We start from the raw sequence: 21562 nt of genomic DNA, 5'->3' as shown, positions 1-21562 counted from the left end.
TAAAGTCGCTAGAGCTATCCTAATTGCGCACCGCCAGTTCTCATAGAAAAAAACACCTTGCAAGATGCAAAGTGTTTTCGTTTGTATTCTGCTGTCCAGCAACGAATTAACGTTTAGAGAACTGGCTAGCTTTACGAGCCTTTTTCAAGCCTGTTTTCTAGTATTTTTATATCTACTGGCAGATTATCCGACTTATCCCCATCAACATCTGACTCTAACTCAACCTCTGAAGAAATCCTAATATTGCGTACTTTGATATATTCGATATTATTGTTACCTACTAGATCCCCTTTTTAATAAATCTGGGATAGCCGATAATTTAGAAATGATGGATGAATCCTTTAAAATCAAGATATTTCCATATTCATCTGTATTTTCATCAAATAGTTTTTTGTCTGCATAGTAATTAGATAGAAGAACTAAGACCTGAGTAGCTTCACCTTCATAATTGCCATTTTCGCTTTCAAAAGGTAATAATTGCTTATTCATAGCTTGGCGAATCAGTTACACCAGCCAAATTAATTGTCTTGACCGACAAATAAAGCGACTTCTTTCAAGGATTCGACCATAAGGAAACAGTTGGCAGATTCTATAAAAGCGTCGATGTGATTCGGCACGCTCATCAGACTCGCTACACAGAGCTGGTACATAATATCTGCTATAATTTTCTGGAAGATTTGGTCAAGCGGTCTTTTAGCCGTGTGACAGGCATACAGGAAAAACACTATTTATTTACTTTTTGCACGGGAGGCTTTAAGAATCTGATGGACATCTTTCTTGATAGTCACTCAGAGTCTCCAGAGTGTCTGGGCTGGGATATGGCAAAGATATACCGCTGCCTGAAACTGTTCTTTAACGCTGATAAACGCGACATATCAATTAAAATGTCGCACTAAAATGATTGAAAAATGATTGAAACTGTATTATAATGAATGTGTATATTTAGAAAAGAGGTACTAACTATGGAAAACCTAGTAGTTTCAGTCTTTAACACTGAAAGCGAAGCTTATCAGTCCTTTGCGGATTTGAAGGCTTTCCGCCAAACTCAGACGACCAAGGTTGCTCAAATCGCCTTGGTCAAAAATGAAAACGGTCACATCGTTGAAAAAGAACGCTATGACTTTGAAGATTCAACGACGGATGCAACCCTAGAAGGTGGCTTGCTCGGTGCAGTTATCGGGCTTTTGGGTGGTCCTATCGGCGTCTTGTTTGGTTATGGTATTGGCAGCCTCTATGGTTTGGCTGCTGGTGATACCGTTGATACGGCAGAAGCTGGCTTGATTGACGTTGTGTCTCAAAAATTGATCGACGGCGAAACAGCCGTTGTCGCCTTGGTGCAAGAAAACAACGAAGCAGTCATCGATGCTTACTTCACCAAGTACGACACCCAAATCGTGCGTTGGGATGTAGCAACCGTCGTAGCTGAAGTTGAAGCAGCCCTGCAAGTCCAAGAAGACCTCTACAACCAAGCGCGTGCGCAAATGAAGGCTGAACGTAAAGCAGATCGCAAGGCCAAACTTGAAGAGTTCAAGGCAAACATCAAATCAAAATTTGATAAATTGAAAGCCTAACGTCTAAGCGTCTCATAAATTTAAATGTGACTGAGACACCATTTAAAATTTATGTGCGTCGGATTCTCACAGTTAAATAATTGCGTTGACAAATCCGTTACAGCCGTTCTTCCATTCTTTGAAAAGAGTGTTTAATAGACAAGAAATCTGGACTAGTATTGGTCTGGATTTTTTTGTGAATATAGAGGTCATAGCTTTTTGACTATGCTTTGTTATAATTAGAAAGATTTTAAGTTTTATCAAGATGAAATCAGTCAGACGCAGGCACCCTGAACTAGCACCAGCTTCCCCACACAACTAAGACATACTGGTGCGACACTCGCAAAACAAGCTGGGGTTTCTCTTGAAGCCTTCTCAGAAGCTCTTACTCATAGTGATAAAGAGATTACAAAAACTTACGTTAATATCAAAGATAAAGTCAATCAGACTGTAGGTGATATTGCTTTTCGTAGTTTAAAAAATTGATGGGGTGAATATGGGGTGAATTTTGGGGTGAACTTTGATTTTTTGAAACAAAAAAGACATCCAAGAAATAATTCTTGAATGTCTGTAAACGTTGATATAATCGTATTGATTAACGTTTTGAGAATTGTGATGCTTTACGAGCTTTCTTAAGACCTGGTTTCTTACGTTCAACTTTACGTGAGTCACGTGTAAGAAGTCCTGCGCGTTTCAATGAATCGCGGAAGTCTGGGTCTACTTGAAGAAGGGCACGAGCGATACCGTGACGGATAGCTCCTGCTTGACCAGCGTATCCACCACCTACAACATTAACGAAAACGTCGTATGAACCTGCAGTTGAAGTAACTGCGAATGGTTGGTTGATTACAAGACGAAGGTCAGCGTGTGGGATGTACTCTTCAACATCTTTTTTATTAACAGTGATTTTACCAGTTCCTGGAACAAGGCGAACGCGTGCAACAGCGTTTTTACGACGTCCAGTACCTGCATATTGTGCTTGTGACATACTTTATTGTTCCTTTCCTTAGATAAGTCCTGAAATATCAAGAACTTCTGGTTGTTGTGCAGCGTGAGTGTGCTCAGCTCCAACGAATACTTTCAATTTCATACCTTGAGCGCGGCCAAGAGTATTGTGTGGAAGCATACCTTTAACTGATTTCTCGATCAAACGTACTGCATTTTTAGAACGAAGTTCACCAGCAGAGATTGATTTCAATCCACCTGGGTGGTTTGAGTGAGTGTAGTAAATCTTATCAGTTGCTTTTTTACCAGTCAATTTAACTTTTTCAGCATTAATAACGATTACGAAGTCACCTGTATCAGTGTGTGGTGTGAATGTTGGTTTGTTTTTTCCGCGAAGTACGCTAGCAACAACTGCTGAAAGGCGTCCAAGAGGTACATCAGTTGCGTCAACAACGTACCATTTGCGTTCTACTTGGCCTGGTTTAGCCATGAATGTAGTTTTGTTCATGATTTCTCCTATATGAATGTCGTTTTTGTTTACAGGGCGGATGTTCCGGTCCGCAAGTTATTTGAAAGGTTCCGGGGCCTTACAAATGGGGTAAACAATACCGCCTACTATTGTATCAAAAATCTCAGATAAAAGTCAAGAGGTTGGAAAAATATTTTTTTATTTCTGCCAGGTTCGTAGTCTTCTTTCCCCCTTCTCCTCAAGCATGGTCTGAAAAGCTTTAGAGACTATGTAAATGGCGAAAGTCAAGAATAGCGTAACGACTAGATAATTGATCAAAGGACCGTGGTCTCCCACCAATGGTGGTTTTGTCAAAAAGCCATAATCTCCACCCGTCATTAGATTAACCACAAAGATCAGCGCATTAAGCGAAGATGTGATGATTAGGATTCGTTTGAAGTCCAATAAGCTAGCATCATAGTCCTTCAAAAGATAAATCAAGGAATTTCCAAAGAGGGCTAGGTGTCCGAATATAAAGGACAGGATAGCGATGTGGGGGAAGGGATAGGGATCTGGCACTGGATAAACAAAGGCCGCCAAAGTCCCAAAGGTTCCCAGCACAGCAAAGTACTGTTTGACTCTAGAGACACCAGGAATCAAAAGCACTACAAACATTGCTAAACGGCAATGATAAAAGGGCAGACTTTCTGTTAGAGGCATCTGGTTGACCAAATACCAACCGTAGAGCAGGATTAACTGCAGAGCCTGTAAAATCTGGAAAAATCGTTGGCAAACTTTTTTATCACCATAGCGATAGGCAAGAAATACAGTCAATGCCAATAAAGTAAATAGACTTCCATACCAAAGAAGATCAAATCGGGGTGGCTCCGTCGGCTGCGTGCTAAATAAAGCATCCCAAACATTCATGTAACTTTCCTCATTTTCATATAAGCAGGCCTCTTACTCATCTCTATAGAGCCTAGCTTACATTTATTTCTTATAATTTTGTGTAAAAGAAACTGTCGATCTTAATATAAAGCAAAGCTTCTAATCGACATATTGTTCCCGCTCACCCTGATAGACCTGCCATAGAATTTCCATTTGTTCTTGGGTTATTCGTTTTTCAGATAGGGGTGGGAGATTCTTGATATCAAAAAATTCAAGTTCTGCAATTTCTTGATTTTCTTGAAATTGTCCATCCAATAACTGACAGTCAAAAACGAACTTGGCATACTGTTTGTTCTGAAGTTGAAAGCGGTTGGTATCAAAAACCGCCAATAAAGAACCTACTTCTGCCGAAAATCCTGTTTCTTCCTGAACTTCTTTTCGGATATTTTCCTTGGGAGAATATCCTACCTCGCCAAAGCCACCAGGTAATGCCCAAGTATCCTCTCCTTGTCCTCTAACCAGGCAAATCTTCTGATTTTGAACAATCCATGCCCGCACATCCATCAAGGGAGTTGCATAGCTACCTGACGGCTGAAAAATTGCAGTCAATTCCTCTTGATTGAGCTCTGTTCGATCCTGTAATAGGCTCCATAAAATCTGACGTAAATCCTCATAACGTTCACGGTCAAAGGGGTCCTTTGTATAGGTCAGTCCAGTATCAGTAATGGCCAACATTCTCTGAATAGCTTTAGCGAAATCAGTTGCACTCATTTTCTAAACTTTCTACTAGCTTGGCTAGATTCATAGAGTTCGAACCTTTAAGCAGAATCTGGTCATGTGCGCCAAGACTTTCCTTGACCTGCTTAACCATGGCTTCAAACTGGTCTTCTTCAGCTGTTTTCTTAAAGTAGTAAATATGGCCGATAGGAAACATTTGGCTGGCTAATTGAGCCAATTCAGCGATGTCTTCACCGTAGAAAATAACAGTATCAAGGACATCTGGTGAAATGCTCAAAATCATCTGATTATGAAGTTGAACAGACTGGTCTCCAAGTTCTTTCATATCTGCCAGAACTGCGAGTTTCTTGCCACCTTCATTGGCTGGAATGGCAGAGAAAGTTTCTAAAATCAACTTCATAGCTGTTGGGTTAGCATTGTAGACATCTGACAAGATATCTGCTCCATTGGCAGCTTTTTTCCACTCGGTACGATTGCGGGTCAATTCTAGGTTTTGGAAGGCTTGACCAATCTGCTCCTCAGTCACTCCTTCTTGCAAAGCAACATAAGAGGCAATCATGGCATTGGTCGCATTGTACTTACCTGTTACTGGCAAGTCGAGAGCCTGCTCCAAGAAATTAGCCTTGAAGGTTAAACTATCCTTACGCTCAATCAATTCTGTAATTTCGAGTTCTGCACCTGGGCCAAAACGAACCACTTTTTGGTCAGCAGGTAGATAATCCTCTACAATGGGATCAGCCGGTGCCAAAAGTAAGGAACCCTTTTCCATCCCATCAGCGATTTGTAATTTCCCTTTTGCAATTTCAGAACGGTCCTTAAAGAAAGCCAAATGAGCTTCTCCAACCAAGGTCACAATTGCTGTTTTTGGATGAGCCAATTCAGACAAAAGATGGATATCTCCTAGGTGATCCTGCCCCATTTCCAAAACCAGCTTTTCGGTATCATCTGGCATATGGAGAACCGTGTAGGGAAGGCCAATCTCATTATTGTAGTTCCCTTGTGTTTTGTAGGTTTTGTAGCTTGTTGAAAGCAAATGGGCTAACATATCCTTGGTCGTAGTCTTCCCATTTGAACCTGTGACAGCAAAGACATCGACACCAGTCTTTTGAAGGTAATAGGCCGCAAGAGCTTGAAAGGCTGTTAAGACATCCTCTACCAAAAGATAAGGATGGTTTGCTACTTCCTTTTCTGATAAGGTTAGAACTGCGCCATTTTCAAAAGCTGTCTCGATAAAGTCATGACCATCACGCGCCCCCTTGAGTGGCACAAATAAATCCCCAACTCCAATCAAACGGCTATCAAATTCTGCCTTGACCAGTGGGCTATCCACATAGCTAGTCACATCATTTTTTGCACCGACGACACGCGCAACTTCGTGAATCGTAAGTTTCATATTTACTCCTTTAAAAAGGGGCAAGGAGTCCTTCCCCGCCCTTATAGCTATCTTTACAATAGGTGCGCTTCACGTTTATTAAAGCTTTCTTTAGCAAGGTCAACCAAACGCTCGATTAGTTCTGGATAGCTAATCCCCATATTGTCCCAAAGCAAGGGATACATAGACCATTGGGTAAATCCAGGCATAGTGTTAAGCTCGTTTAGGAAAACTTCTCCCTTATCTGTATAGAAGAAATCGCAACGTGATAAGCCAAGTCCACCAATAGCACGGAAGGCAGTTTCTGCATTTTTACGCATGACTGCTACTACTTCCTCACTAATCTTGGCTGGGATATCCATAGTAATTTTGTTATCAATGTATTTTGCTTCATAGTCATAGAAGGCTACATCTTTGACAACTTCACCAGGAAGCGTGCTCTTGACATCGTAGTTTCCTAAGAGGCCAACTTCGATTTCACGCGCATTAACTCCTTGTTCTACCAAGACACGGCTATCGTACTTGAAGGCAAGCTCGAGAGCTTGATGGAGTTCCTCTTTATTTTCAGACTTAGAAATACCGACACTAGAACCCATATTGGATGGTTTGGTAAAGACTGGATAGGTTAATTTTTCTTCAACTTCAGCAATCTTAGAAGCCAAGTCATCCCCTTCAACAATCGCTACGTAAGGAACTTGGGCAATCCCAGCAGACTCCAAAACGCGCTTAGTTGTGATTTTATCCATGGCAAGGCTTGAAGATAGGATGTTACAACCGACATAAGGCATTTTCAAGACTTCTAAGAAACCTTGAACGGAACCATCTTCTCCCATAGGTCCATGAAGAACTGGAAAGACAACCGCTCCTTCTTCGTAGATAGCACTTGGAGCAATTTTCTTGTCCCAATCAATCGTTTCATTGGTCATGAGACGTTCATCTTGTCCAGGAGTTTGGGTAAATTCTTGGGTTTTGATGAAATCACCGGACTGGCTGATAAAGAAGGTTTTGACTGCGAAACGATCATAGTTGACCGCACGCATGACACTCTCAGCTGACAAGACAGACACTTCACGTTCTGCACTGCGTCCACCATATAATAGAATAATTGTTTGTTTCATATGATTTGTTCCAATTCTAATAGAATACTCGTCCTTTAGTATATCACATTTGTCCTTTTTTTTAAACTTGTACAGCAAAAAACAAGAAAAGAGACCAAATCAAAATGAGATTCAGGCTCTTTGTATAGTGTATTGAAATAAGATATGAACAAAGAGATTAGGAAAGTCAAATTAATTTCTAAAAACGTTTTAGATTCCTTGTCGTACTATTCTAGGCTCAATCCACTATACTATAAAAATGGAGAGGACATCAATTGTCCTCTCCAGATCTTATACTCAATGAAAATCAAAGAGCAAACTAGGAAGCTAGCCACAGGTTGCTCAAAACACCGTTTTGAGGTTGTGGATAGAACTGACGAAGTTAGCTCAAAACACTGTTTTGAGGTTGTAGATGGAACTGACGAAGTCAGTAACACATATACGGCAAGGTGAAGCTGACGTGGTTTGAATTTTATTTTCGAAGAGTATTAGCTTTTCTTCAACCCACTACAGTTGATAAAGAGCTGAAAAAGAATCACAAATGTGATCCTTCTTCTCTTGTATTTCGTTTTAATGAAAAGTAGTCTGGTACTGGATCTTTACCCGTTTCAGACCAAGGATGGCAACGTAATATCCTAGCCAAGCCCATCAAAACTCCCTTGAATCCATGCTTTTCAATAGCCTGAATCATATAGTTTGAACAGCTGGGCTCAAATCTGCAAGAAGGTGGAAAGGCTGGCGAGATAAAGCGTTGGTAAAAGCGCACTGGCGCAATTAAAATTTTTTTCATTATTTATTATTTGTTACAGCCATGGTGTGTAGTTGGCTGATTTCTTTTTTATTGAGACGGCGTGATTCTCCTGGACGAAGTCCTGTCAAGTCTAGATGACCAAAACGAGTTCGAGAGAGTTTATCTACTTGGAGACCAACAGCTTCAAACATTTTTTTGACCTGGTGATTGCGTCCCTCATGGATTGTCAACTGTACAACTGAACGGTTTTTAACTGGATCTACTTTAAGAATCTCATAAACAGCTGGCTTGGTCTTCTTGCCATCAATTTCTACTCCTCGAGTCAAGGGACGGAGATTTTCTTTGTTGGCAATCCCTTTCACACGCGCAACATAGACCTTGTCAATCTCATTACGAGGGTGAATCATCTCATCTGTAAAATCCCCATCATTGGTCAAAATCAAGACTCCAGACGTATCCCAGTCCAAACGCCCCACAGGGTAAATACGTTCTTTCACATTGGGTAAGAGATCTACAACAGTCTTACGACCCTTGTCATCTGTCACACTGGAAATCACACCGCGTGGTTTATTGAGCAGATAGTAGACCTTTTCTTCGTTATAGATGGGTTGGCCTTCAACTTCGACCTTGTCGCCTGACTTGATAGTCGTTGCTAGTTCACGAACCACTTGGCCGTTAACCGTCACCAATCCTTGCTTGATCAACTCTTCTGCTTTTCTCCTACTGGCCACACCTGCGTGGGCAATATATTTATTGATTCTCATCTTCTTCTATCCTTTCACCAAATAATTGGCTTTCTTGTGCTTGAATGTCAAGCTCATCAATCACGGGCAACTCTTCCAAATGGTTAATACCCATGTAATCTAGAAAATAATCCGTCGTTACATAGAGATTAGGTCGTCCAAGAACTTCTTTTTTCCCGTCTTCTTTTATCAAGTCAAAGGCTTGCAACTTAGCTAGCGCTCCACTTGAATTAACCCCCCGAATAGCATCGATCTCTATCCGTGTGATAGGCTGCTTGTAAGCAATGATGGACAAGGTTTCAAGGGCAGCCCGAGACAGGCTCTGATTGATAGGTGCCTTAGAGTATTCTTTCAAAATGGCTGCAAATTGAGGTTTGGTTACCAATCTGTAGGCACCACCTGTCTCAATCAAGTCTAAACTGGAATCCTGGTCTTTTTCATACTTTTGGGCTAATTTTTCTAGACTCTGCTGAATCCCAGTCGGTGGCAAAGAGAGGAGCTCAGCCAACTGGCGAATCCTTATCCCCTCTTCACCTGCTACAAACAAGAGCGCTTCTATTTCTGCTAAAGTACTCATATTTCCTCTCTATCAAGATCGACTCTGCTCTACTTGATTTTCCTCATTCTTTTTCAGGAGATAGATATCTCCAAAGCTCTCTTTTTGAATTAAGAGAATTTCTTGGGTTTTAATCAACTCCAAGGTTGCTAAAAAGAGTGTGATGACCTCTTGTAAATCCTTGGTTTCTTTAAACAAATCCTGCAAGCGCAATTGTTGACCTTCAACCAAGGCTTCTCGGACGATAACCATCATATCCTCAATCTTATACTCATCTCGCAAGATCGTTGTGTGACTTTTCGAAAATTCTTCCTTTTTCTTGGAAAGCAAGTTTGAAAAGGCTAAGAAAAGATCAATCGTCGTCTTATCATGCACAAGTTCAGCATCCTCATAAATCAACTCTGTCGGTGCTTTTGAGTAATATTGAGCTCGTTCCTGATGCTTCACTTCCAACTGCTCTCCCAAAAGTTTAAACTTACGGTATTCTTCGATTTGAGAAAGGAGGTCCTGCTCAAGGTCATCCTCTAGATCTGTCACTTCTGCAACCTTCGGCAAGAGCTTACGACTCTTGATTAGCATGAGTTGACTAGCCATGACCATGTATTCGCCTGCCACTTCTAAACGCATGGCTTGTAAGGTCGAGATATAGGCTAGATATTGCTCGATAACCTCTGTGATTGGCACATCATAGATATCCATCTGATACTTTGAAACCAAGTGTAGGAGCAAGTCCAAAGGCCCTTCAAAATCTTTTAATTTAATATCCATTATCTATATTTTTCTAAGGTCATGACTGTCTTTAATCCTAATTTTTTAGCAATTTCGTACAAGTCAACCTTTTCTTCGATTTGTCTTAATATAAACTGTTCTCTCAATCCTTGGGCAGATAAGTCTGAAAAACCTTTTTCCTTTAGAAAGGCTTCTAACTGACGAAAGGCCCACTGACGGGAGTAGGGCTTACCAGCCTTTTCAAAGAGGTAGGTCTGTCCCATCAAGGGTTCTAACTCCGCAAGCAAATTTGTGGGAAGGCTCAAGATTCTTTGTTGAGAAGCTTTATTGACTCTCAAAACTTGAAAATCTAGGTTCACATCACTTGTTTTTAAGGCTAGAATTTCACTTGGTAAGAGGCCCAATTCAACTATCAGTAAGGCCAACAAGCGTCCCTCTGGATAGGCACTTTCTTGCCAGAAAGAACTGAGATCTAAAAGTTCTGACTGAACTTGCTTTTTCTCAGCCTGTTTCGACAATTCTAAACGATAAAAGGTGTCAATTTTCCCCTTCTGGTATAAAAAGTAAAGAAATTGATTGCAAGCAGAAACCTTACGCTTTTGGGCACTGATTTTAAACTGAGATAGTTGAGCTTGGTAGATTTTTAAACTTGTCTCAGAGATTCGTTCTCCCACAAGATCTAAAAACTGCTCCAAGTCATACTTATAGGATTGCTTAGAATTTACAGACAAACCTTGTTTTTCTTCTAAAAATGCTGAAATTCCTTCTCTCATTTGCTTCGAATCTCATATTCCTTACTAAAATCATGCAAGAGAGCATTGACAGCCTTAAGGATAGACTTCCGTGTGATAATGCCTTGGAAGATACCATCCTTGTCAACGACTGGTAGGAAAGACTCATCCACTAACTTATGTAAAACATCCGTCAGTGTATAGTCTGGACTGACAACTGCCACGTCCTTCTTGGTCATATGTACGATATCCGTATCTGCCATGGCTTCCTGACTCAAGCCCTGCTCCATCTGGTAGGCCAGAATGTCTCTAAGTCCAATGGTTCCGACAAATTCTTTCTCATCAGTCACTACTGGCACTCTGGTATAGGTCATCTGGCTAAGGAGGAGAATTGCATGATCTGCATTGTGGCTATCAATGAGTACAGCCAAATTTTCAGCAGGAGTTAAAAAGGTTTCCTCTTGCTCCAGTAAAAACTGTTCAAATTCTTTGGCAATCATCGAGCAAACTCCTTGGATAAGCCTGGATAGATCTCATGGTTCCGTGTCAAAAAGTCCACTTTAAAGTAGCTATCATCAATCTCTACACGGGCATAGAGACATTCTCTGATGGTCCCACGCGGCTGACTGATAGAACCAGGATTTAGGAAAAGGGTCTTCCCTTCCATCCAAGCATTTGGAACATGCAAGTGCCCATAAAGACAGATATCTGCATCTTCCTCTTGAGCCCAAAAATCAAGCTTTTGGAAATTGAAGTTAATATCAAACAAATGTCCATGAGTCTGGATAATCTTGGTAGGACCCAGTTGAGTCACCAAACGTTCTGGATAGTCTGAATAAAAGTCCATGTTTCCTCTGACTACCTGGATTCCTTCCCAGAGTGGTGAATCTGGGCGAAGTTCCGAGTCACCATCGTGAAAAATAGCATCAACTTTCCCAAGATAGCGGTCACGGATTTCTTCTACAATTAAGCTATCTCCGTGGGAGTCGCTCATTACAATGATGGTTTGCTTTGCCATGATGGAAATACCTCCAAAAGTTTCTTAACGGCTAAGGCACGGTGGGATTGACTATTTTTTTCTTCAAGGGTTAATTCGGCTGATGATTTACCAGTTTCTCCTACTAAGAAGAGTGGATCATAACCAAAACCATTTTCACCCTTAGGTTCAAAGTTAATGTAGCCTGGCCAGTCAGCTTCGACAACCAAGCTTTCCTTACCTGGGCTAGCTACGACCAGGGTGGTGTGGAATTGTGCCGAACGGTCCTTGAGTTCAAAGACCATAGCCAACTCGTGCAAGAGTTTAGCATTATTTTCTTGGTCAGTAGCCCCTACTCCTGCGAAACGAGCTGACCAGACACCTGGTAATCCACCGAGGACATCAACTTTAAGACCAGAGTCATCAGCTAAAACCATCTTGCCTGTTAATTTAGAGATAGTTTCAGCCTTGAGGCGAGCATTTTCTTCAAAGGTCATACCAGTTTCAGCAACTTCAGGTAGGTATGGATAATCATTTAGATTTTCTACGTCATAGCCCAGTTTGTCAAAGATCGCACGAAATTCCTTGGTTTTACCCTCGTTACGAGTTGCAATCAACAAGGTTTCTCTGACTTTATTTGTCTCGAAAAAGTCTTGAACATTTACTCCTTCTTTTGGCAATTCGACATGCAGAAGTTGTCCATTTTCAACTAAGAGCAAGGCACCCTGACGTTGAATAACTTCCAAGTTTCGATTCGCTTCTTGGTTGAGGATATCTATCACAAAAGAGAGTAAACGGTAGGCTGAACCATATCGTAAAACAGTGATTGAAAGTGGAAATCCTCGCTCCTCATCTCGAAAGATTTTGGCCAAATCAAATAGCGGAAACTCTAAATCATCATCCGTCAAAGTCCGAATGCCACCAAAAACACTGTAGGATCCAACATACCAGTCATGGTCGTCCTTGTATTCATAAATTTTGTTTGTCATAATGTTACATGCTCCACATGAATCTCTTTTTCCAGCCACTCTGCTCCTATCTGGGCAAAACTTTGGCTATTTGCAGTTGTGTAAAAACGGTGTTGAAGGGGCGCTGCATCTCGGCTACGGTTAATCTCAAAGTAATTGAGCAAGACTGAAATATCACGCACACACTCAGCGCCACTATCGATCAGCTGAACCTTAGGCCCCATGACATTTTGGATGATAGGTCTGAGGAGCGGATAATGAGTACAGCCTAAAATCAAGCTATCCACTTTTCCGACCAAGGGACGCAGGGTTTCATAAACCACTTTCTTGGTTACACTGGTTGAAAGTGCACCTGACTCAACCAAAGGAGCAAACTTAGGGCAGGCCAAGCTTTCCACTTGTAAATCTGGGTCTAGATCATGAATCTTTTGTCGATAAATATCTGATTTTACCGTCATAGGGGTTCCAATGACACCGATTTTCCCACCTTGACTTGCTTTGATAGCTGCTGATGCACCAGGCAAAATCACACCCAGCACCGGAATATCCAACTTAGCTTTAATCTCTTCCCAGACGACTGCCGTTGCTGTATTACAAGCAATGACAATCATCTTAACATCCTTGGTCAAAAGAAAGTTGACCAGTTGCCAAGTATATTCATTAATCTGCTCAGCAGGACGGGGACCATAGGGAGCCCGTGCCGAATCTCCAATATAGACGATTTCTTCATGAGGAAGCTGGCGCATGAGTTCACGCACAACCGTCAAGCCCCCGACACCCGAATCCAAAAAACCAATTGGTCGATTATCCATACAGTCTTCTTTCTAGTATTTTTTCTGATTGATAGTTCATTATCATTACATTTCTTCCTGAAATTTCTGACAGTCTGGGTAGCTCCCGACTGTCTCCCTCTTAATCATAATCAAATATCAATAGAATGCAAGGAAAAAGTCTTGTCTCTAAATATCAGTCAAACATAGTGAGAAGTCTGGAATTTTCATCCCAGACTTTTCCTATTTATTTCTTTTTATTGTTAGCAAGGGCTGCTTTTTGTTGGCGAATGATTTGGTGGTAAACTTGTTGTACTTTAGCTTCGCTTGGCTTTTGACCGTTTGCACTCAAGAGAGTACGAACTGCTTCTGCGTTCAAACGTGGGTTATCCGCAAATTCTTTTTCGATTTGCTTGCGCACCAAGTACATACCTCCAAGAGCTCCTCCTAGAAAAGCTAAAAGAATCAATACAATTGCTAAAATAAGGTTCATAACATTTCTCCTGTTTCTTTTTGAATCTTCTATATTATACCATAAAGTCCTACGCCTGACTAGTTTGAGTTACGCTTTCAAAAAAATGAATGCTAGCTAAAAAAGAGCCCTTTTATTCCTTAGAAGAAGGCTCTTTCTTGATTTTAATCTACATAAATCGCTAGCGTTTGATATGGTTTAAGAATTACTTTTTCAGCAAGTTCAACATTCTCATAGTTTGATAAAAGCACTTGCCCTGCTTGATATTCTGCCGGAATTGCTACTTCAGCTTCGTTTCCATAGAAATGATTGAGCACCAAGAGTTTTTGACCGTCTAAGTGGCGTTCAAAGGCGTAGACCTGCTTGCTATCTTCAAGTGCTGGCTGGTAGCTTCCTTCTGAAATGATGGGCATTGCTTTACGCAAGCGAATCAATTCTTTATAGAATGTAAAGATTGGGCCGTCAATTTCATTTTCAACGTTGATCTCTTTGTAGGACTTCCCGACTTTCAACCATGGAGTGCCTGTTGAAAAACCTGCATTTTTCGAAGCATTCCATTGCATTGGCGTACGAGAATTATCACGTGACTTAGCTTGGATAATCTTAAAGGCTTGCTCAGGTGACTTGCCTTGATCCAAAAGCATCTGGTAGGCATTGATGGATTCCACATCTACATAGTCTTCCATAGAATCATAGTCTGGATCAATCATGCCAATTTCTTCGCCCATGTAGATGTAAGGTGTTCCGCGTGAAAGGTGAATGCTGGCTGCCAGCATGGTCGCTCCTTCATTGCGGAAGTTCTTGATATCCACAAAGCGATTCAGAGCACGAGGTTGGTCATGGTTATTCCAGAAAAGGGCGCTCCAACCACCACGTTCACTCATTTCCTTGCCCCATGTATGATAGAGACCTTTGAGCTCTTCAAAATCAAAGGGAGCAATGGTCCATTTTTGACCATCTTCATAGTCGACTTTTAGATGATGGAAGTTAAAGGTCATAGACAACTCGTGACGCTCTGGCGCTGAATAAAGAACACAGTTATCAATCGTTGTGGACGACATCTCTCCAACTGTCATAAAACTATCATCAGAACCGAAGGTCGCTTCATTCATCATGTGAAGATAGTCATGGACAATTGGTTTATCCGTATAAGCTGGTTTTCCTTCGTTTTCAGGGCAATCCACCAAGACTTCATCTTTGCCAATCAAATTAATCACGTCAAAACGGAATCCTTTGACTCCCTTGTCACGCCAGAAGTTGACCACCTGGAACAATTCCTTGCGGACATTGGGATTACGCCAATTGAGATCCGCCTGCGTTTCATCAAAGAGGTGAAGATAGTATTTCCCTGTATCTCCAAAAGGTGACCAGGCAGAACCACCAAATTTAGACAACCAATCGGTTGGTTGGTCCTGAATGAAGAAGAAATCTTGATAGTACTTATCTCCAGCAAGAGCCTTTTGGAACCACTCATGCTCCGTTGAGCAGTGGTTAAGCACCATATCTAGCATGAAGTCAATCTTGTGCTCTTTTCCGACACGTACCATCTCTTCAAAATCAGCCATGTCCCCAAAGATAGGGTTAACGGCTGTATAGTCTGAAATATCATAGCCATTATCTCGCTGAGGGCTTGGGTAGAAAGGATTGAGCCAAACCATATCCACGCCCAACTCTGCTAGATAAGGTATTTTTTCAATGATGCCTCTGAAATCACCGATTCCATTTCCTGTCGTGTCCTTATATGATTTTGGATAAATTTGATAGACAACTTTTCTTTTATCAAGAGCCATAGTTTCTCCTTTTTGATAAAAGGGAGGGAGCTATATCCCAACCCTATACATTTTAAAACTTATACTCTTCGAAAATCTCTTCAAACCACGTCAGCGTCGCCTTACCGTATATGTAGGATACTGACTACGTCAGTTCCATCTACAACCTCAAAACAGTGTTTTAAGCTAACTTCGTCAGTTCTATCCACAACCTCAAAACGGTGTTTTGAGCAACCTGCGGCTAGCTTCCTAGTTTGCTTTTTGATTTTCAGTGAGTATTGACGGTTTCCCTCAGATGAGAACTTGCTCTTTTCAAAAATTTCCTTTAAAACGAGTCCCTATCGGATTTCAAATAGGACTTGTATTCTAGTAAAATTTGGTAAAAAAAGCCCATTTACCTTGTAAGCCCTTGCAATAGTTTTGTTTATTTGTTATATTAAGATTATCTGAAAAAATCACACATATTTCTGCAAGACTTATTTTTTTTAAAAGAGAATGTATGCGCTTACAGATTTAAGAAAGGAGAATTTTGTGGATAAGAGATATTGGGAAAAATCCTGTAAGTATAGCATCCGCAAGCTAAGTGTCGGAGCTGCATCTGTCTTACTTGGAGCTGTGTTTTTAGCAGCACAGGGTGTGGCTGCTGATGGTGTCGAGATTACGGAAAGTGAGGCAACAATTACTGAAACCTCTGCTAAACCGGATACAAAACTAGAGGAAGTTCTTGCTTCTAACACAGAGACTCAGCCTGTAGCTAAATCAACTGAAAAGCAAACAACCCCAGAGGCAGAACTACCTCAAACTAGTAGTCAGTCAGAGACAAGTGCTACTACCGCCCCTGCTGACAATAAGGAGAGTGAGAAACCAGAACTTCCTGTGAACAAGCAAGAACATTACGAATTACATTACAACCAACCAACTGCTCCTTCCTATGATGGATGGGAAAAACAAGCCCTCCCAGTCGGAAATGGGGAAATGGGTGCCAAGGTTTTCGGACTCATCGGTGAAGAAAGAATCCAGTACAACGAAAAAACACTTTGGTCTGGAGGCCCACAGCCAGATAGTCAAGACTACAACGGAGGGAACTACAAGGACCGCTACAAAGTCTTAGCCGAAATCCGTAAGGCCTTAGAAGACGGCGACCGTCAAAAAGCCAAACAACTAGCAGAGAGAAATTTGATTGGGCCAAACAATGCCCAATACGGTCGCTACCTAGCCTTCGGTGATATCTTCATGGTCTTTAATAACCAAAAGAAGGGCTTGGAAAATGTTACTGACTATCATCGTGGCTTAGATATTTCTGAAGCTATCACAACTACCTCCTATACTCAAGACGGGACAAGTTTCAAACGAGAAACTTTCTCTAGTTATCCAGATGACGTCACTGTTACCCATTTGACCAAAAAGGGAGATAAGACGCTTGATTTTACCCTTTGGAACAGCTTGACTGAAGATTTGATTGCTAATGGAGATTATTCTTGGGAGAATTCTAAATACAAACAAGGGACTGTTAGCGTTGATTCTAATGGTATTTTACTCAAGGGAACTGTCAAAGACAACGGTCTTAAATTTGCCTCTTATCTTGGTATCAAGACAGATGGACAAGTCACTGCTCAAGATGGTTATTTGACAGTTACAGGAGCAAGTTATGCAACACTGCTACTCAGTGCCAAGACCAATTTTGCTCAAAATCCGAAAACCAACTACCGCAAGGATATTGATGTAGAAAAGACTGTCAAATCTATCGTCGAAGCTGCTAAAGCCAAAGACTATGAGACTCTGAAAAATGACCACATCAAGGATTACCAAAGTCTTTTCAATCGTGTTCAATTAAACCTAGGTGGTAGCAAGTCTAATCAAACTACAAAAGAAGCTCTCCAAACCTATAATCCAACAAAAGGACAAAAACTAGAAGAACTCTTCTTCCAATACGGACGTTACCTACTGATCAGTTCTTCTCGTAACCGGACAGATGCCCTCCCTGCCAACTTGCAAGGGGTCTGGAATGCTGTAGATAATCCACCTTGGAACTCAGACTACCACCTCAATGTCAACCTACAAATGAACTATTGGCCTGCCTACATGAGTAATCTCGCAGAAACAGCTAAGCCAATGATTAATTATATTGATGACATGCGTTACTATGGCCGTATCGCTGCTAAAGAATATGCAGGTATCGAATCCAAAGAAGGTCAAGAAAACGGTTGGTTGGTTCATACTCAGGCGACACCATTTGGCTGGACTACTCCTGGCTGGAACTACTATTGGGGTTGGTCTCCTGCTGCCAATGCTTGGATGATGCAGAACGTCTATGACTACTACAAATTCACCAAGGATGAGACCTATCTCAAAGAAAAGATTTATCCAATGCTCAAGGAAACTGCTAAGTTCTGGAATTCCTTCTTGCACTACGACAAGGCTAGTGACCGTTGGGTTTCTTCTCCATCCTACTCGCCAGAACATGGAACTATCACGATTGGGAATACCTTTGACCAATCTCTAGTTTGGCAGTTATTCCACGACTATATGGAAGCAGCCAATCATCTGAAGGTCGACCAAGATTTGGTGACAGAAGTGAAGGCTAAATTTGACAAGCTCAAACCACTTCACATCAACCAAGACGGCCGTATCAAGGAATGGTACGAAGAAGACAGCCCACAATTCACCAACGAAGGCATTGAAAACCATCACCGCCACGTTTCTCATTTGGTTGGACTCTTCCCAGGTACTCTATTTGGCAAGGATCAACCTGAATATCTAGAAGCTGCACGCGCAACCCTAAACCACCGTGGAGATGGTGGAACTGGTTGGTCTAAGGCCAATAAAATCAACCTCTGGGCTCGTCTCTTAGATGGAAATCGTGCCCACCGTTTGTTGGCAGAACAGCTCAGATCCTCAACTTTAGAAAACCTCTGGGATACCCACGCACCTTTCCAAATCGATGGAAACTTTGGTGCAACCAGTGGTATGGCAGAAATGCTCCTTCAGTCTCACACAGGCTACATTGCCCCATTACCAGCCCTTCCAGATGCATGGAAGGATGGACAAGTTTCAGGTCTTGTAGCTCGTGGCAATTTTGAAGTCAGCATGAAATGGAAAGAGAAAAATCTTGAAACGCTATCTTTCCTTTCTAATGTTGGTGGAGACTTAGTCGTAGACTATCCAAATATCGAATCTAGTATCATCAAGATTAATGGCAAGGAAGTTCAAGCTAGTCGCCTCAAAGATAACCGTATCCAACTTGCGACTCAAAAGGGTGATGTCATTACCTTTGAAAACTTCCCTGGACGAGTGACTCGCTTATCAGCCCTTCGAAAAGATTCCGTCACAGCTGAACTCGACTTTAACACAGTTGAGGGAGCAAGTCATTATGTCATCCGACGAGAAAGCAAGGATGAAAACAGCCAAACTCCTAGCGTTCGTGAGTTTATCACCAACCAAACTCACTTTGTCGATCGCTCGATTGATTCTAGTCATGCCTATACTTATAGCGTTAAGGCTATGCTAGGGGACCGTACAACACCAGTTTCAGATCCTGCTTCTATCGATGCCTTCAGTGAGTTGATGGATGACCGTGACAAGCGCATCCAGTACGGCTCTGCTTATGGAAACTGGGCTGATTCAGAACTCTTTGGTGGAACAGAGAAATACGCCGATATCTCAAATGGAAATTATTCCGATAAGGATGCGACTGCAACTATTCCATTCAATGGACCAGGTATTGAAATTTACGGACTCAAGTCATCTCAATTGGGACTTGCTGACGTTAAAATCGATGGTAAATCTGTTGGAGAACTTGACTTCTATACAGCAGGAGCCACTGAAAAAGGTGTCTTGATCGGTCGTTATACAAATCTTTCTTCAGGCCCTCACCTCATGACCATCACTGTTAAACGCGAGCATAAGGGACGAGGAAGTGAACGCTCAAAAATTTCCTTAGATTACTTCAAGGTTTTCCCAGGACAAGGAGAAACAGTTGAGAAGATAGACGATCGTGATTCACGTATCCAGTATGGTTCCATGTTTAAGGATTGGAGCGATGCAGAACTCTATGCTTCTACAGAAAAATACGCTGACATCAACGCTGATGCTAGCCTCGCTTCTGAAGCCACTGCAACCATTCCATTCTCTGGAACAGGTATCCGAATTTACGGACTTAAAACAGCATCACTAGGCAAGGCACTTGTCACACTGGATGGCAAAGAGATGCCAGCCCTTGACTTCTTCACTCCAGGAGCAACAGAAAAAGGTGCTTTGATTGGCGAATTCACCAATCTAGCTGATGGTAATCATGTCCTAACTTTGAAAGTAGATCCAGATTCTCCAGAAGGGCGAAAGAAAATCTCTCTTGATTCCTTTGATATCTTAAAGGCACCATCTGTGTCTCTCGATAGTCCAAGCCTTGATCCTATTAAGTCCAAAGATAAGACTGTTACCTTAACCCTACCAACTGGCAATTGGGATGGAGTCGCTGTCACCTTCCCTGGTATCAAAGATCCTCTTCTACTCAGAAAAGTCGATGATGACCATCTTGTCACATCAGGTGAACAAACTGTTCTAACCATTAAGGATAACAAGGTCCAACTAGACATTCCTGAAACTACAGATCGTAAAGCTGGCAATCCGATAGAAGCTTATGCCATCCAAGGAAAAACAATAAGCAGCTCTGTTGTAACAGTCTTTCCTAAGGATGAAACTAGTCCAGTGGAAGAAAAAATCCAAACAAGTAAAGGGGATGAGCCTGCTCCAGTAGTAACCATTCCTGAGTACACAGATCCTATTGGTACAGCTGGCGAGCAGGAGGCACCTACTGTGGAAAGGCCTGAATACACTGGTCCTATCGGAACTGCTGGGGATCAAGAAGCACCTACTGTGGAAATTCCTGAATACACTGATCCTATCGGAACTGCTGGAGACCAGGAAGCACCTACTGTGGAAAGACCTGAATACACTGGTCCTATAGGAACAGTTGGGGATCAGGAAGCGCCTACTGTAGAAAAACCTGAATACACTGGCCCTGTCGGAACAGTTGGGGACCAGACAGCACCTACTGTGGAAAGACCTGAATACACTGGCCCTATCGGGACAGGTAGTGGTCAAGCCGCGCCAAGTAACACAGTTCCTGAGTTTAAACTCAAAGTATTGAAAGACAAGACTACAAGAGTTCAAGTTATTAGTGGAACAACTGAACTAGGAGGCGCAAGCTACCTCGATAGTCAAAAAGTTGAAAACAAAGAACTCTTGGGCAAGAAATACGATGCTTACACTCTTCAACTCAAGGATAAAGATGGACAGCCAGTTCAACCAAAAGGTGCTGTACTCGTTCGACTACCAATTTCAGGTGATGTTCAAGAACTCTATCAATTAACTTTAACAAGTGAATTAAAACCACAAGAATTCACCATTCGAGACGGTATGATTGAGTTTATTACTTTTGACGTGAGCACTTACGCTATTGTTTACAAGACAGAAGGCTCAACTGTTAAACCTGTACCAGCTCATACGGAAGAAAGAAATCTAGAAACTACAAAACCATTGGTTGAAAGTAATGAAGCCAATGATCAGGTCTCTACGAATGACAAACAACTCCCAGCCACAGGTGAACAAGCTAGCCCTCTCCTCTTTATGGCAAGTCTCAGCCTAGCCCTCTCGGCTACCTTCTTACTAAAAGGTAAGAAAGATTAATACTCTTCGAAAATCTCTTCAAACCACGTCAGCTTCGTCTTGCCGTACTCAAGTACAGCCTGCGGCTCGCTTCCTAGTTTGCTCTTTGATTTTCATTGAGTATAAACATTGTCCCCCTAGGAATATTGATTTATTCCGCTATAAAAAGGATGGAAAATCATTCCATCCTTTTTCAATTTCAATAATATACTTCAAACCAAATCCTGTTCACATCTTTTGCAAATGATTTGATGGGGTAGATTGTCGATATAGTCAACTGAAACAAGAATAAGACAAAAGAGCCTCGAAAAAAGTATTACAACTTGGTAATACCTTTTTGAGGTGCTTTTTGATATGAGCCCATGTTTTCTCAATAGGATTGTACTCAGGTGAGT

Annotated in this window: 20 protein-coding genes and 4 pseudogenes; 4 read left to right on the top strand and 20 right to left on the bottom strand. The window is 41.7% G+C overall.

Features of this window, described 5'->3' with window-relative positions:
- Positions 1–131: 131 nt before the first annotated feature.
- Together QM911_RS07765 and QM911_RS07760 are read right to left on the bottom strand one after the other, a co-directional pair.
- Positions 132–465 (bottom strand): annotated as a pseudogene (locus QM911_RS07765) (diacylglycerol kinase family lipid kinase); the annotation flags it as partial.
- A gap of 42 nt (positions 466–507) precedes the next feature.
- Positions 508–612, bottom strand: a pseudogene (locus QM911_RS07760) (IS982 family transposase); the annotation flags it as partial.
- A 350-nt stretch (positions 613–962) separates the two neighbouring features.
- Between QM911_RS07760 and QM911_RS07755 the strand changes: the two are divergent.
- Entirely contained in the window at positions 963–1571 is a 609-nt protein-coding gene (locus tag QM911_RS07755; protein WP_000429535.1) for a DUF1269 domain-containing protein, read from the top strand.
- A 241-nt stretch (positions 1572–1812) separates the two neighbouring features.
- Positions 1813–2036 (top strand): annotated as a pseudogene (locus QM911_RS07750) (tyrosine-type recombinase/integrase); the annotation flags it as partial.
- Between the two features lie 109 nt (positions 2037–2145).
- Here the strand turns inward: QM911_RS07750 and rpsI are convergent.
- From rpsI to QM911_RS07720, 6 genes are all read right to left on the bottom strand, one after another.
- The gene (gene rpsI, locus QM911_RS07745; protein ID WP_002893764.1) at positions 2146–2538 is read right to left on the bottom strand and encodes a 30S ribosomal protein S9; all 393 of its coding nucleotides are present in this window, start codon (positions 2536–2538) and stop codon (positions 2146–2148) included.
- A gap of 18 nt (positions 2539–2556) precedes the next feature.
- Positions 2557–3003 carry a 50S ribosomal protein L13 gene (rplM, locus tag QM911_RS07740; RefSeq protein ID WP_002876943.1) on the bottom strand — a complete coding sequence of 149 codons (447 nt, stop codon included), beginning with the start codon at positions 3001–3003 and terminating at the stop codon, positions 2557–2559.
- A gap of 159 nt (positions 3004–3162) precedes the next feature.
- Positions 3163–3870: a TIGR02206 family membrane protein gene (locus tag QM911_RS07735; RefSeq protein ID WP_414313630.1), complete on the bottom strand. Its 708-nt coding sequence runs from the start codon at positions 3868–3870 to the stop codon at positions 3163–3165.
- A 120-nt stretch (positions 3871–3990) separates the two neighbouring features.
- The gene (locus QM911_RS07730) at positions 3991–4602 is read right to left on the bottom strand and encodes an NUDIX hydrolase (RefSeq protein ID WP_414313629.1); all 612 of its coding nucleotides are present in this window, start codon (positions 4600–4602) and stop codon (positions 3991–3993) included.
- Positions 4589–5962 (bottom strand): UDP-N-acetylmuramoyl-tripeptide--D-alanyl-D-alanine ligase, encoded by a 1374-nt coding sequence (locus QM911_RS07725; protein WP_414313628.1) that lies wholly within the window; start codon positions 5960–5962, stop codon positions 4589–4591. Before QM911_RS07725 ends, QM911_RS07730 begins: the two co-directional genes overlap by 14 nt.
- A gap of 53 nt (positions 5963–6015) precedes the next feature.
- Positions 6016–7059, bottom strand: coding sequence for a D-alanine--D-alanine ligase (locus QM911_RS07720; protein ID WP_414313627.1), 1044 nt, complete (start codon positions 7057–7059; stop codon positions 6016–6018).
- A gap of 279 nt (positions 7060–7338) precedes the next feature.
- On the opposite strand from QM911_RS07720, the gene QM911_RS07715 reads away from it, so the two are divergent.
- Complete coding sequence (locus QM911_RS07715) at positions 7339–7491, top strand: hypothetical protein (RefSeq protein ID WP_414313626.1); 153 nt, start codon at positions 7339–7341, stop codon at positions 7489–7491.
- An 82-nt stretch (positions 7492–7573) separates the two neighbouring features.
- Here the strand turns inward: QM911_RS07715 and yidD are convergent, their stop codons facing one another.
- From yidD to treC, 11 genes are all read right to left on the bottom strand, one after another.
- Complete coding sequence (gene yidD, locus QM911_RS07710; protein ID WP_000721871.1) at positions 7574–7828, bottom strand: membrane protein insertion efficiency factor YidD; 255 nt, start codon at positions 7826–7828, stop codon at positions 7574–7576.
- The gene (locus tag QM911_RS07705) at positions 7828–8553 is read right to left on the bottom strand and encodes a pseudouridine synthase (protein ID WP_016466836.1); all 726 of its coding nucleotides are present in this window, start codon (positions 8551–8553) and stop codon (positions 7828–7830) included. Before QM911_RS07705 ends, yidD begins: the two co-directional genes overlap by 1 nt.
- Positions 8540–9109 carry an SMC-Scp complex subunit ScpB gene (gene scpB / locus QM911_RS07700; RefSeq protein ID WP_153224883.1) on the bottom strand — a complete coding sequence of 190 codons (570 nt, stop codon included), beginning with the start codon at positions 9107–9109 and terminating at the stop codon, positions 8540–8542. The genes QM911_RS07705 and scpB overlap by 14 nt, the downstream gene beginning before the upstream one ends.
- A gap of 12 nt (positions 9110–9121) precedes the next feature.
- Positions 9122–9856, bottom strand: coding sequence for a segregation/condensation protein A (locus tag QM911_RS07695; protein WP_414313625.1), 735 nt, complete (start codon positions 9854–9856; stop codon positions 9122–9124).
- On the bottom strand, positions 9856–10590 hold the full coding sequence (gene xerD, locus QM911_RS07690) for a site-specific tyrosine recombinase XerD (protein WP_414313624.1): 735 nt from the start codon (positions 10588–10590) through the stop codon (positions 9856–9858). Before xerD ends, QM911_RS07695 begins: the two co-directional genes overlap by 1 nt.
- The gene (gene cbpB / locus QM911_RS07685) at positions 10587–11048 is read right to left on the bottom strand and encodes a cyclic-di-AMP-binding protein CbpB (RefSeq protein WP_049527719.1); all 462 of its coding nucleotides are present in this window, start codon (positions 11046–11048) and stop codon (positions 10587–10589) included. Before cbpB ends, xerD begins: the two co-directional genes overlap by 4 nt.
- On the bottom strand, positions 11045–11566 hold the full coding sequence (locus QM911_RS07680) for a metallophosphoesterase (RefSeq protein ID WP_414313623.1): 522 nt from the start codon (positions 11564–11566) through the stop codon (positions 11045–11047). The genes cbpB and QM911_RS07680 overlap by 4 nt, the downstream gene beginning before the upstream one ends.
- Positions 11542–12513 (bottom strand): nucleoside-triphosphate diphosphatase, encoded by a 972-nt coding sequence (locus QM911_RS07675; RefSeq protein WP_414313622.1) that lies wholly within the window; start codon positions 12511–12513, stop codon positions 11542–11544. The genes QM911_RS07680 and QM911_RS07675 overlap by 25 nt, the downstream gene beginning before the upstream one ends.
- The gene (gene racE / locus QM911_RS07670) at positions 12510–13304 is read right to left on the bottom strand and encodes a glutamate racemase (protein ID WP_414313621.1); all 795 of its coding nucleotides are present in this window, start codon (positions 13302–13304) and stop codon (positions 12510–12512) included. The genes QM911_RS07675 and racE overlap by 4 nt, the downstream gene beginning before the upstream one ends.
- Before the next feature lie 205 nt (positions 13305–13509).
- Positions 13510–13755 (bottom strand): YneF family protein, encoded by a 246-nt coding sequence (locus tag QM911_RS07665; RefSeq protein ID WP_001048970.1) that lies wholly within the window; start codon positions 13753–13755, stop codon positions 13510–13512.
- Positions 13756–13898: 143 nt separating this feature from the next.
- Positions 13899–15524: an alpha,alpha-phosphotrehalase gene (gene treC / locus QM911_RS07660; protein WP_414313620.1), complete on the bottom strand. Its 1626-nt coding sequence runs from the start codon at positions 15522–15524 to the stop codon at positions 13899–13901.
- Between the two features lie 510 nt (positions 15525–16034).
- Between treC and QM911_RS07655 the strand changes: the two genes are divergently transcribed.
- The gene (locus tag QM911_RS07655) at positions 16035–21188 is read left to right on the top strand and encodes an SIALI-17 repeat-containing surface protein (RefSeq protein ID WP_414313619.1); all 5154 of its coding nucleotides are present in this window, start codon (positions 16035–16037) and stop codon (positions 21186–21188) included.
- A gap of 252 nt (positions 21189–21440) precedes the next feature.
- Here the strand turns inward: QM911_RS07655 and QM911_RS07650 are convergent.
- A pseudogene (locus QM911_RS07650) lies at positions 21441–21562 on the bottom strand (IS630 family transposase); the annotation flags it as partial.

This window comes from Streptococcus infantis (assembly GCF_047460825.1).
In the GTDB taxonomy this organism is placed as follows: domain Bacteria; phylum Bacillota; class Bacilli; order Lactobacillales; family Streptococcaceae; genus Streptococcus; species Streptococcus infantis_V.
Note: the sequence above shows the minus strand (reverse complement) of the source record. Positions and strands in the feature narration are given on the sequence as shown.